This window comes from Candidatus Sulfotelmatobacter sp. (genome assembly GCA_036500765.1).
GTDB lineage: Bacteria > Acidobacteriota > Terriglobia > Terriglobales > Acidobacteriaceae > Sulfotelmatobacter.
In genome coordinates, this window is the sequence record DASYBM010000004.1 from 1,344,171 (window position 1) to 1,356,503 (window position 12,333).

The window sequence follows — 12,333 nt, forward strand, 5'->3', positions numbered from 1 at the left end:
CTTTGGCGAAAGCGTCCAAGATACTTTTCTTTTTTCTTCTTTTTTCTCTTCAAGTTTTTGCAACCGAACCGCCGTCACCTCCGGTTTACGGAGTGCGCATGGAGCAGGCATGGATTCCGATGCCAGATGGAGTTCGCCTGGCTGCGACACTGTACATGCCGGATGGCGCGAAGCCGGGAGAAAAGTTCCCTGCCCTGCTGGAATACTTGCCGTATCGCAAGGACGATGGCACGGCGGCAGGCGACTATCCCAAACATGCGTACTTCGCGCGGCGCGGGTATGTGAGCGTGCGCGTGGACATTCGCGGCTTTGGCGCCAGCGAAGGCGTTCCACCCGAGCGCGAATATTCCGAGCAAGAACAAACTGACGGCGCGCAGGTGATTGCCTGGCTCGCGCGGCATTCGTGGTCGAACGGCAACGTCGGCATGTTCGGCATTTCCTGGGGAGGGTTTACGGCGATGCAAATGGCCATGCGACATCCTCCGGCGTTGAAAGCGATTGTTGCCGTGCATGCGACAGCGGAGTTGTTTCATGATGATGTCCACTACGTCGACGGAATGGCACACGTGGACGAGTTTGAATTGAACATGGACATGGCCGAGGGCTGGGTGGGCGCTCCGGATTATTCGCTCGACGAAAAAGTTCTGGGACCGCGTTTCGACTCGCCGCCCTGGTCTCTGCTTTACTTGAAACATCAGCGTGATGGTGCGTTCTGGCGCGACCGCGTGCGCCCGCTCAACGAGATCACGACGCCGAGTTTTCTGATCGGCGGCCTGCAAGACGGCTATCGCGACAATATTCCCGACATGCTGATGAAGTCGAAGGCTCCGATCAAAGCGATCGTCGGCCCATGGAATCATTCCTTTCCCAACGATGCGGATTTCGGGCCAAGAGTCGAATGGCGCGATCAGGCGGTACGCTGGTTCGATTATTGGCTTAAAGGACGCGACACGGGGGTGCGGGATGATCCGCGCCTGGTAATTTACATGCAGCACTGGCATCCGCCGGATCCGAACTTGCCGGAAGTGCCGGGAGAGTGGCGTCGTGAGGATGTGTGGCCGCCGAAAGATGCAAAGGACACTGCGTTTTTCTTGCAGGGGAATCATACGCTCGATATTTCTGCCGGCGTTCAAGCGTCGCATCAGTTGAAATACATTCCAACCGTTGGTGTTGAGGCCGGATTCTGGTGGGGAGAGTTGTTGAGTGATCCGCGGCCGGTAGACGCGTTCAGCCTCGTCTACGATTCCGCTACGCTCGATCATGATGTGGCGATTCTTGGGCGACCGCACGCGCTGCTGCGCGCGTCGGCAAGCGCGCCGCTGGCAAACTGGTTTGCGCGGCTTTCTGATGTAGCTCCCGATGGCACGGTCACGCAGATCACTGGCGCTGGATTGAGTGGAGCACAACGCGAATCAAGGACCGATCCGCGCGATCTCGAGCCGGGCAAGGTTTATCCGCTGGACATCGAAATGCACCTGACTTCCTGGGTGTTTGCGAAAGGACATCGCATCCGAGTTGCTATTTCGAATGCATTGTGGCCGATGGTGCTGCCGACGCCGTACGCGATGACGACTTCACTCGAACTGGGCGGCGTCGATGGATCTCGCCTTGTGCTTCCGGTCGTTCCGCTGCGAGGCGCGGCGGCGCCCGAATTCTCTCCGCCTCAGCCATCCGAAGAGCGGACCGACATGAAAAGCGAGGGCTTCCCCTGGCCCGGCGAATGGACCGTGGAGCGCGATGAGGCTCGCCAGAAGACGACCGTGTACTGGAAAGGCAAAGATGGATATGAGTATCCGTGGGGGACGCAAAGTGACTTAGAGAATCTCACCTATGAGGGCGACGACGCACACCCGGAAACCTGCTCGGTGCGGGGCGAAGCGGAGAGCACCTTCTCACTGAAGGGGCGCACGCTGGTGTGGCGGGGACATCTTCTGGTCACCACCGACCAAAAGAACTTTTACTACAAATACACGCGGGAGTTGCTGAAAGACGGGCAGATGATGAAATCGAAAACATGGCAGGAAACGATTCCGCGGGATCACCAGTGAGTGGGCGGCCATCATTCACCACGGAGACACGGAGAAAAGCCCTGTCTCTTTATTTCCAGTCTTCTCTGTGGCTCGGTGTCTCCGTGGTAAACAGGCCTTAAATCGCGACTGCTTGATCGGTCGGCGTAACCGACGGCGTCGGCGTTCCCTTTAGATCCGCTGCGAGCAACTGATGGAACAACTGCTCTCCGGCTTCGCGGCGCACTGAGAGCCGGCCGGCGCCGTAAGCCCTCGACTTCAGGCCGCGCTGCACGTCTTCGCAAATGCCCAAGTCTTCGTCCTGCACTCGGTTGCCCACGTTTACCGACTCGGTGTTGTACGCCCGCCGCGCTTCGCTCACGTCGCCGAAATAAAAATCGAAGATCACGGTGCAGTGGTCGGCATCCACGGGGATCACATAGTTAGTATCCATGTATCCCTCGTAACAATTGATCATGAGATTTGGATATTGCCAGAAATAACGGGCGCGATCGCCTTTACGCGTGGCGCCAGTCGCGGCGTCTTCGTCAGAGGCAACCATGGGGCTCGATTGCAGACAGTAGCGGTCTTCGTTCTCGATGGTGTATTGCTTATAGTCGAGCACGGAGCTTAAGCCCTTATGCAGATGGGGCACGTGGTATCCGCCGTCGAGATAGTTGTCGACGTACACTTTCCAGTTGCAATGAATGTCGTAGCTTCTGCGGTCGAAGTAATGCAGCTTGCCGATGCCGAGTGGCGCGACGCGCTTCACCAGGCCACCAAGGAATTCTTCCAAGGAAGTTGCGTGAGGATCGAGATTTACGAAGACAAAGCATTCCCAGATTTCGACACGGATCGGAACCAGGCCATTCTCCGCGCGGTCAAAGTTCTGCACGCCATCGAATTCAGGCATGCCTTTGAGTGAGCCATCGAGACCATACTTCCAGCCGTGGTAAGGACATTGCAGAATCTCCGCTCGGCCGCAGGGCTGAGTCACGACCGCAGCGGCGTGGTGCCGGCAGACGTTATAGAAGGCACGAAGCGTTCCGTCACTGCCGCGCACGATCATGATGGGCTCTCCTGCGAGACGCGTGGCGACGAAGTCCCCCGAGTCTTCCAACTGATCGGTGCGGGCAACGAGTTGCCAGGTCTTACTGAAGACATTCAGCCGCTCGAGTTCGGCGATGCGCGGATCGACATACCAGGGAGCCGGGATGGTCGAAGCCTCCGAGAGTGGGGCTCGATCGTTGTAGCTGGAAAGAATCTGCTCGACGGAGGTTTGCATGTTTATGGTCTCGGAGGGATAGCGAACTTCACTTTTAATCTACAACAAATTGCGAACAATATAATTCTGCGAGCGATTGCCAATCTAGCGGCGACGATCGCGGCGTATTTGCGGACGAGCGGCGGATGCGGGTTCTGGCTCGCCAATCGCCCGCTTCAGCACATCCAGAAACTGCTGGATTCTGGCTTCCTTCTTTTCGGCCCGTTCACCCTGGCGGCGGAATAAGCCGGGATCGAGTTCCGCCGTCAGCAACGCGTCCTGGAAGCGTTCCATCATCCAATCGACGATCGAAACGATCATCTCGATGTCCATGTCCTTGCGCAGTTCGCGGCGCTCCAGGCCGAAGCGGACAAAACTTACCGTGCCATAAGGATCTTCACTGATGAGGAAGTGGTTGATTTCGCGCTTCAGAACGAGATCGGTGCCGTAATTTCCGAGCAGCGAAATCCGATATGGAATCCAATCCTCGTGCACCAAATGTTCGGTGCGCACCAGCCAATAGCGCAGTACTTCGAAGAAACCAGCCTCGCGAATTTCAGCGGGGGCGTCCAGATATTTGGCGAAAGAACGGACAGAGCGTTTATAGACTTCGAAGAAAAGCCCGTCTTTGCTGCCGAAATGCTGAAAAATCGAGCCTTTAGCGATGCCGAGGGCGATGGCGATGTCGCCGACGCGGGCGGCGTGATAACCGTGTTCGGCAAAATGTTGGGTAGCGGCGTCGATGATGCGGCTGCGCTTGGCCTCCGAGCGCGGGCGCGTTGGGGCCTGGCGTTGGTAGAGCGGCGGCGTGGCGCGATTGCTGGCGATTCCCGGCATAAATATTTAATGACTACAAGTCACGAAAGCATACCGGACGGCGATCGCGATTTCAACTTCATTTTCAGCGCCATCTACGATAGTGTAGTTCGGTTCTGGATTCACTTCGTGACTTTAAGTCAAACTAGAAACAGGACGATTTACGACGCCATCGTCGTCGGCGGAGGGCACAACGGACTTACTGCGGCGGCGTACCTGGCGCGAGCCGGACTCACAACGCTCGTGCTGGAGCGGCGCGAAATTGTTGGCGGATGTTGTGTGACTGAGGAAATCGCGCCCGGATGCCGCGTCTCCACCACTTCCTATGTTGCCAGCATGCTGCGGCCCGAGGTGATTTCAGAATTGCAGTTGGCCAATTATGGACTGCGCATGGTTCCCTGCGATCCGGCGATTCAGGTTCCTTTTCCAGACGGTCATGTTGTGCCGTGGTGGGTTGACCGCGAGCGGGCGCGGGAGGAATTCTCAAAGATTTCCGCAAAAGATGCAGCACGCTTTGTGCAAGTCGACGATCAACTGAAAAAGCTGGCACGCTACTTGCAGCCATTTTTTATGCAGCCTCCGCCGGAGATCGACACGTCAACGATGAGGGGATGGACGGACTTATTCCGAGTCGGCAGACGCTTTCGCGGAATATCGGGCGCGGAGATTTCGCAGCTCGTCTCTTTCCTCACCGGCAGCCTTGGCGAATTTCTCGATCACAACTACGAATCCGAGAAAATGAAGACCATGTTTTTGGCCAATAACGTATACGGCAAACATGGCGGACCGTATCAGCCGGGAACGGCCATTGGGCTGCTTTTTCATCTACTGAGCGGCGGAGAGCACCAACAGCAAGGCTTTTACGGACATGTAATGGGAGGAATGGGGTCGATTACACAGGCGCTGGCTGCGTCTGGGAAAAAGCTGGGAGTGGAGATTCGGACGTCGGCGGTGGTGGCACGCATCGAGGTGCGCGATGGCCGCGCGCGCAGCGTGATATTGGCAGACGGCACTGAACTCCGCGCCCGCATGGTTCTCTCGAACGCCGATCCGAAGCGAACTTTCCTCGGACTGATCGACTCGAAAGAACTGCCCGAAGATTTTCTTTTTTCCGTTCGCGGCATCAAGATGCAGGGGCCGTGCGCAAAAGTAAATATGGTGCTGGCAGAAGAGCCGAGGTTCACCGGGACCTCTCCAACCGCGACCGCTCTGGAGCGTACGTTCTATACGCTGGTTCCTTCGCTTGCGTTCGCCGAGCGCTGCTACGACATTGCGAAGTTTGGTGAGATCCCTGAAGAACTGTGGATTGACTGCGTCGTGTCGTCGAACGCAGATGATTCGCTGGCGCCTCCGGGCAAGCACATTCTTACTTGCTTTGTGCAGTACGTTCCCTACCACTTGCGGGAAGGCCACTGGGACGAGAAGCGCGAACTGCTGGGCGATCGCGTAGTCAAAAAAATCGCCGAGTACGCACCCAATGTTCCCGGCGCGATCGTGGCGCGGCAGGTGCTGACTCCGCTCGATCTGGAGCGCACCTACGGCTTGACCGAAGGCAATATTTTTCATGGTGATCTGCGGCTGGAACAACTTTTCTTTATGCGGCCCGTACCGGGCTGGTCGCAGTATCGAACTCCCATTGACGGTCTTTACTTGTGTGGAGCGGGGGCTCATCCCGGTGGCGGCGTTACTGGTGCGCCAGGTCGGAATGCGGCGCATCAGGCTCTGCGCGATTGGAAGAAGGGACGATTGCAGGAAGCGGCGGCGTGACATCTGCTTACCACTCAGGAGCAAGCATGAACATGAAAAAGAAAGGCATTCTCGATCGCTTGAAAGACGGCCCCGTATTGGGCGACGGCGGCTACCTACTGGAACTGGAAAAGCGCGGATGGGTACGCGCGGGTCCGTTCACGCCGGAGGTGGCGCTGACGTATCCGGCGGCTCTGCGCGAGTTGCACATTGAGTTTCGCGAAGCCGGCGCTGAGGTTTTGCAGGCGCTTACTTTTTATGCGAGCCGCGACAAACTGGCTACCGTCGGTTTGGAGAACCGGTTGGAAGAGCTGAATCGCTCGGCGGTCCGAGTGGCCCGTGAGGCTGCGGGCGATCAATGCCTGGTCGCGGGCAACATCAGCCTGACATGGATGTACGAGCCTGGCAGCGCTTCAGCGGCCGATCGGGTGAGGCAGACGTTCGATGAACAACTCGCCGTTCAGGTCGACGAGGGCGTCGACTTCATTATTGGAGAGACATTTTCCTGGCTGGGCGAAGCTCTGATCGCGGTGGAGCGCGCAAAGCGGACGGGCTTACCCGCAATGGTCACGATCTGTTTTGAAAATAAAGGTGAGACCGCCGAAGGCACCAATGCCGCCGACGCCGCGAAGACTTTGTTCGACGCAGGAGCGGACATTGTCGGCATGAATTGCCTGCGCCCGCCGCAGCATATTCTTGGACCGATGGAGCAAATGCGTAAAGCCGTTTCAGGATATCTTGCGTGCCAACCGGTCGCTTATCGCACGCCGAAAGACCAACCCGACTTTACCAGTCTGCCGCAATTTCCGTATGCGTTGGATCCTCTGCAACTCACGCGGAAAGATATGGCCGAGTACGCCCTACAGGCGCGCGACCTGGGAATCAACTACATCGGCGCATGCTGCGGAACCGTGGCCATGCACATTCGCGAGATGGCGCGGGTGCTGAACAAATTGCCGGAAGACTCGCGCATCTGGAAAAAGGGCGGCGAGAAACCGATGTCGGGATACGAATACTACGATCACGACAACATGAAAGTGTAGCTAACCCTACGAATCCATGCGGGCTCCGGCATGAGCCATGAGCCCGCAGTCTACCTGTTCGTCGTTGAAGCTTTGCCTATCCCACCTTGCGCGCATCGGGCTCGACCGCATGAACCAGCGGCATATCGACCAGGTGCTCGCTCAGGAACCACGCCTGCAATTCGTTGGGACGGAGAACGTCGCTAATCACGAGATCGTTCGTGCCGTCATCGCCCAGGTCATCCGCGCGTCTGGCGAGTTCCCGGCAGTGGCCGATAATGATCTGATGCGCGTCCAACAGCCGCGAGATCTGCACTGGCACTTCTTCCCTGCCGCGCGGCGGACGTTCAATGCGCGTGGTCTCCGCGATATCGGCGGCCATGGCGAGAGAGACTCCACCGAGCAACTGAATGCGCTCGGCAATCTCGTCAACAATCTCCACTTGCTCGCCGAAGTGCTTGTCGAAGAGCAGATGCAGTTGATAGAACGTTGGTCCCGCGACCTGCCAGTGCGACTTCTTGTAAAGATCGCGTAAGGTGATGCTGTCGGCGAGCAACAGATTCAGTTGCTCGGTCATTTCCAGACGCACCGGCTCTTCTAACTCGAGCGGCAGCGCATGGGAGACCGTCCCGTACGCTTGAATTTCAGCGGCATGCTGGTGAATCCGGGGCTGTGCGGTAATGGTAGTGTTACGGCCGGCGGGGACTTCTTTCTTCGCCATAGCGGACCCTCCTGATTTTTCGCGACTGGTGCTGCGCTTGCTGGGAACGCCGGTTCCATCGGCGCTCCAGGCAACACCGCTTGGATGCCACGAACGTTAACAGGATGCTTCAGTTTTTTGCAAGTTTGGGGCGCCACCATCCAACCACCAGAGCTTGCAAGCGGGTAAGACGATAATTTGCCCGGATTCGAGAAAGTACGCGGATGAATCTTCGGTTACGAGATCCGCAAGCCATAAGGGACCGGCGCAGAAGGCAGTTTGACGGCACTGGCCACCGTTGCTATGATCGAAATGCGGGGTGGAGCAGTCTGGTAGCTCGTTGGGCTCATAACCCAAAGGTCGGTGGTTCAAATCCACCCCCCGCAACCAACGCAATCATAAGGTTACGGGCAATTGGGCACTTGTAACGACTGTCCAAAAACTGTCCAAATAAGGGGAACTGCCATACAGTTCCCCTTATTTATTGGCACGCGAACCAACTGCCGACTAGCCGACAACCCTTCTTTTGGGGGGTACTTCCCAGCTTGCCCGTGATCCAGGAGTTTCTGGAATTGATTCGCACAAGCCGGCTTCAGCCCCGCTGGATTCGCCCCGGAAGGATTACGAGATGCGCAAAGGTTTTACAAGAAAACCACAAGCGGACGAGCCCGCGACGCCAGTCAAGAACTACATAACGCCGAGTGGGCTCGAGCGCCTCAAAGATGAGCACCGGTTTCTGCTCACCAGGGAACGCCCCGCCGTGACGGAAGTGGTGGCGTGGGCTGCCAGCAATGGCGATCGCAGCGACAACGCCGACTATCGGTACGGCAAGCGGCGGCTGCGGCAGATCGATGGGCGGATTCGCTTTCTCACCAAGCGAATCGAAGCCGCGGAAGTGGTGGACCCGGAAGCTCCGAGATCTGGCCAAGCGGCGACGAAGGCCTTCTTCGGAGCAACCGTGCGCTATGCCAATGCCGCGGGAGTGGAGCGAGTGGTGAGCATCGTAGGCACTGACGAGATCGATCTCGACCGCAACCACATCAGTTGGGTGTCACCGCTGGGGCGCGCATTGATGAAGTCGGCAGCGGGTGACAGCGTAGTCCTTCAACTGCCGGGTGGTACAGAAAACCTCACCGTCTTGAATGTATGTTACGAGCGCATCGCTGTGGAACCGTTCCGTGAACCAGCTGGATCCGAGGCCGCGGCAAAGGGACTTCCTCGCAGAGGGTAATCCGGCTGGCGAAGGTTGGCGAGGCGACACGGGAGCAGGTTTCGTCCGTCCCCGCGTTTCTGTGTCCCGCGTTTCCCAGAAGACGGAGTGACTCCCAGACGCAGCGTCATAGGTAACTAATTTGCCGAGAGGTGATCGAGCGCATCCTGAGCCGACATCCGGTCGCCGTGAGTGTGGCTAATCTTCTCGAAAACGATCGTCCCCTTCGTGTCGAGGATGAAGGTCGATGGATATGCCGTCTCGTTTGGCGCATCCCAGCGCAGCCCGTAGAGATTGGTCATCGCATAATCCGGATCCGTGACCAGTACGACGTTGGACGGCAACTCCGGCTGCTTGGCCAGGAATTCGTTAGCGTGCTGGTCGAGGTCGGCCGGAGGTCCTGGGTAGACAAGGAGGACCGTCGTGTTTTTTGCCGCAAAGCCAGAGGCATGCTCGATAAAGTCATGTACCTGCTTCGTGCAGTAAGGGCATTGATAACCGGGGAATCCCCGCAACACCACCAGAACGAGGTCATGTCCTTGGTGCATCCCTGACATCCGAACCGCTTTACCCGAGGGGCGTTGAAAGCGTGAAATCGGGTGCTTGAGCCCCTTCTGCCGGCGTCTTAGCGAATGCGGGTGCTCCGATCGTCAAAACCCCAATGGCGAAGAGGACAAACAGCACTGTTTTGTTGATCTGAACTCTGGCGAGCATGGAGTCTCTGTGGAAGGTGAAGCCAAACACGCGCATGCCAACACACTCCTAAAGTGGAATACATTATGTGACACAGAACTCGGGAAAAAGTTACAGGGCGGGTGGCCCGGCTTTTTGACTTTGGCACGACCAAGACATGGGTGCCCCGTCCTTGCGTTTTTTGCAAGGGCGGGTACGATGCTGCTTGTACCATGAGATTTTCGGCGGGCTCAAAATCGGCGCTGCGGGGAGCATCGTCACCCACCCTCGCAAAGAACGCGAGGATGGGGCACCCAGTTTCTTGGTTCTGCAGGCGAGATCAAAGGTGGGCCACCCGCCTAATGCAGATCCCCGTAAAACTTAGAGCGGTATTGTAGCGGCTCCGACAATTGCGCCTAGATGTTGCTCCTGGGCCAGCAAAATCAGGTGATGACCAGAACCACTACCAGGTTGGAATCCCTCAGGCAGCACGATGTGCACGGATTGTTCCCGATCACCCCGGAGCATTGCTACACGGGTCAGCGAGCGCGCAACCGACACGTGCTGCAGGAGCCTCCCACCATTTTCTCCCCCCTGCACGCTGGATTGATCCGCGTCGTCTGTCAGTACTGCGAAGATATCGAGTGGCCTTGATATCTCTCCCGCGAGAGAGAACTTTACATCCACTCCCAAGGGGGAGGGTGTGGAGGCGAGGATGCTCAGGACCAAGTGAGGGCGCCGAGCATCGTCTCTAAGAGCCTGCTCAAGTGCGCCGGCATCGCTGCCGATGAACTGTTCACGCCCATTCAGAACCATCTGAGGTGTGTAGGATCCATCCGGAGAGAGGCGCGAGGCATAGGCACTCTGCCTGTCGGTAAATGCCCGCGAAGAAAACGGATCCTTCCACGCGGCGCTGTTCCAATAGGTGACGTGCTCGCTGACGCCAACAATCAGTTGTCCAGCGCTTGTTCGCTTCAGATTGATTTGGCGCAGCAGCGCATCGGCCGGAGGGCAACTGGAACATGCTTCCGAAGTAAACAGCTCCACGATCGCTACGGATGCTGGACTTCCTTCACCGGTATTCTGGGGCACGGCAAAATACGGATGCAGAAGCACGAGGGAAAGGGCAAGCACGGGATAAAGACGCATCGGACTACCTCCCAGCCGAACAGTACATATCTGATGTACGGCACCTCGAATTGTTACAGGGGTGATTTTGAGTCTGATCTGTAGCGAAATTCGCGCCGAAGCTCAACTGACCGAACTACCGTCACGCAGAGAGATTTGTCGGCGCCCGCGTGGACTGCAGGAGGTGTCCACGCGGGCAAACCGTCTTTTCATGTTACAAGGCTGCATGTTACAAGGCTGCATGTTACAAGGCTGCAGGTTACAAGGCTGCAATGCCGTTGAAGCCGGCAGCCTGCGGAAGTCCCTCAATATCTCCGAGTTGAGTGAGGGTTCCGTCGGAATTGATGGTGTACACCCCGAGGGCGCCGGAGCCAGACAGGAGATTGAACAAATATTTGCCATCCCCACTGGTCGCCATGTCAAGGTTGGTGGAACCGTCAGGCAGAGTGATGAGGATTGTGCCGGCAATTGGAGTCAAAGCTCCGCTCGCGGCAATCGAGAATCCTGCAACGGTGAACGTGCCGGCATTATCGACATACACCCACTCACCATTCGGGGTGATGGCATTCCAGCAGTTGCCATTCCCATCGGTGGGGATGCTTTGGCTGATTGCAGTGATCGTACCGTTTGGGTTGATCGTATAGGAAGAGATGGTCGACGTGTCCGTCCCGTTGCTGGGCTGGTTCTCGGAAACAATCAGCTGTCCGTTGGGTGTAAACACAGTCGCAAAGACACCCGCCGTGACGCTGGTGTTAGCGACCACCGTACCAAGAGTTCCATCGGGATGAACTGGAAAGACGTCTATGTGGTTCGAAACCTTCTCAATCACGATAAGCCACTGACCGTTGGGGCTTACCGAGATCGAGGAAGCACCTGAATTCAGGCCGGTGAGAAAGGCCGACGAGTTCTGTATCTCGTGAAGCCGTCCATGCCCATCCGCTCTGAATGGGACCACAGCGCCGTTTCCACCCGCATTGAGCACGTAGACAACGCCGTTATGTTCCGCTACCGCAATCGGAAAAGCACCGCCCGAAGATTCCTGGTCGGCAAGGACAGGCAGGCCGTTGTTGAGGACGCGGAAACTCGAGACCGTTCCACTGGCAGCATTCACAGCAAAGAGCAGAGTGTGATCGCCACTGAGTGTGAGAGAGCCTTGCGACTGAAGCGGATCATTTTCACCACCGCTTCCGCGACCACCCGTCGCGACGCTTGAAGTGAGGACGAACTGTCCGTTTCGATTAAGTTGGTAGGTTAAAACCTCGTTCTGCGTGTTGTTATTCGTCATCACGAAGATTGAGTTGCCAACACCCTTTTTGGCATCGGCTGCATACACGTTGGTGGTGAAAGCTCCGATAACGAGCGCGATGGCCAAAAGGCCGGGAACTGACTTCATCATTGCATTGACTCCTCTGGGGAATGGTCCCATTTACGCAAACGCCCTCCCGGCGTCGTCCGAAGAGGCAACGTCCGAAGTTGCGTCGTTACTGTGCGCAAGAGTTTGAGGATTCAACAGGGAGAAGGTTACAGCGTGCGAGTGATTAATATCTGCGCCCTCAGACCAAAGACCAAGTGCCACAGCCCATCACTGTAACCTTCATCGGCATTGCGCATCTGATGGCGAGGCGGGTGGCACGGGGGAAGGTTCCGTCTGTTCCACCGCGTTTCACAGGATCAGAGAATATTTGCCTCAACAAGCCTAGCGATCTTTTGGACGACAGCGTGTACGTCTTTTTTTATCTCGTGACCCCAGACGCGGAGAACTCTCCACC

Annotated in this window: 10 protein-coding genes and 1 tRNA gene; 5 read left to right on the plus strand and 6 right to left on the minus strand. The window is 57.1% G+C overall.

The annotated features are described in order from the left end of the window. The first annotated feature begins 2 nt into the window (after positions 1–2). Positions 3–2,048 carry a CocE/NonD family hydrolase gene (locus VGM18_08715; GenBank protein ID HEY3973072.1) on the plus strand — a complete coding sequence of 682 codons (2,046 nt, stop codon included), beginning with the start codon at positions 3–5 and terminating at the stop codon, positions 2,046–2,048. Positions 2,049–2,145: 97 nt separating this feature from the next. Here the strand turns inward: VGM18_08715 and VGM18_08720 are convergent, their stop codons facing one another. Together VGM18_08720 and VGM18_08725 are read right to left on the minus strand one after the other, a co-directional pair. After that, entirely contained in the window at positions 2,146–3,291 is a 1,146-nt protein-coding gene (locus VGM18_08720; GenBank protein HEY3973073.1) for an aromatic ring-hydroxylating dioxygenase subunit alpha, read from the minus strand. An 84-nt stretch (positions 3,292–3,375) separates the two neighbouring features. Next, the gene (locus tag VGM18_08725; protein HEY3973074.1) at positions 3,376–4,107 is read right to left on the minus strand and encodes a TetR/AcrR family transcriptional regulator; all 732 of its coding nucleotides are present in this window, start codon (positions 4,105–4,107) and stop codon (positions 3,376–3,378) included. 9 nt (positions 4,108–4,116) lie between these two features. Here VGM18_08725 and VGM18_08730 point away from each other — a divergent pair, with 9 nt between their 5' ends. Both VGM18_08730 and VGM18_08735 read left to right on the plus strand, forming a co-directional pair. Further along, complete coding sequence (locus VGM18_08730; GenBank protein HEY3973075.1) at positions 4,117–5,853, plus strand: NAD(P)/FAD-dependent oxidoreductase; 1,737 nt, start codon at positions 4,117–4,119, stop codon at positions 5,851–5,853. A gap of 32 nt (positions 5,854–5,885) precedes the next feature. After that, positions 5,886–6,875, plus strand: a complete 990-nt coding sequence (locus VGM18_08735; protein ID HEY3973076.1) for a homocysteine S-methyltransferase family protein — start codon at positions 5,886–5,888, stop codon at positions 6,873–6,875. Between the two features lie 76 nt (positions 6,876–6,951). Here VGM18_08735 and VGM18_08740 read toward each other — a convergent pair whose 3' ends face one another. Next, positions 6,952–7,575 carry a DNA starvation/stationary phase protection protein gene (locus VGM18_08740; protein ID HEY3973077.1) on the minus strand — a complete coding sequence of 208 codons (624 nt, stop codon included), beginning with the start codon at positions 7,573–7,575 and terminating at the stop codon, positions 6,952–6,954. Between the two features lie 292 nt (positions 7,576–7,867). Between VGM18_08740 and VGM18_08745 the strand changes: the two genes are divergently transcribed. Together VGM18_08745 and greB are read left to right on the plus strand one after the other, a co-directional pair. Beyond that, positions 7,868–7,944 (plus strand) — tRNA-Met (locus tag VGM18_08745). Between the two features lie 238 nt (positions 7,945–8,182). Continuing rightward, a complete protein-coding gene (gene greB / locus VGM18_08750) occupies positions 8,183–8,785 on the plus strand; it encodes a transcription elongation factor GreB (GenBank protein ID HEY3973078.1) in 603 nt (200 codons plus the stop codon). A 116-nt stretch (positions 8,786–8,901) separates the two neighbouring features. Here the strand turns inward: greB and VGM18_08755 are convergent, their stop codons facing one another. The 3 genes from VGM18_08755 to VGM18_08765 form a co-directional block, all read right to left on the minus strand. Further along, positions 8,902–9,312, minus strand: a complete 411-nt coding sequence (locus VGM18_08755) for a redoxin domain-containing protein (GenBank protein HEY3973079.1) — start codon at positions 9,310–9,312, stop codon at positions 8,902–8,904. Between the two features lie 505 nt (positions 9,313–9,817). Further along, a complete protein-coding gene (locus VGM18_08760; protein HEY3973080.1) occupies positions 9,818–10,585 on the minus strand; it encodes a DUF1223 domain-containing protein in 768 nt (255 codons plus the stop codon). Between the two features lie 238 nt (positions 10,586–10,823). Beyond that, positions 10,824–11,960, minus strand: coding sequence for a beta-propeller fold lactonase family protein (locus VGM18_08765; protein ID HEY3973081.1), 1,137 nt, complete (start codon positions 11,958–11,960; stop codon positions 10,824–10,826). Positions 11,961–12,333: the final 373 nt, after the last annotated feature.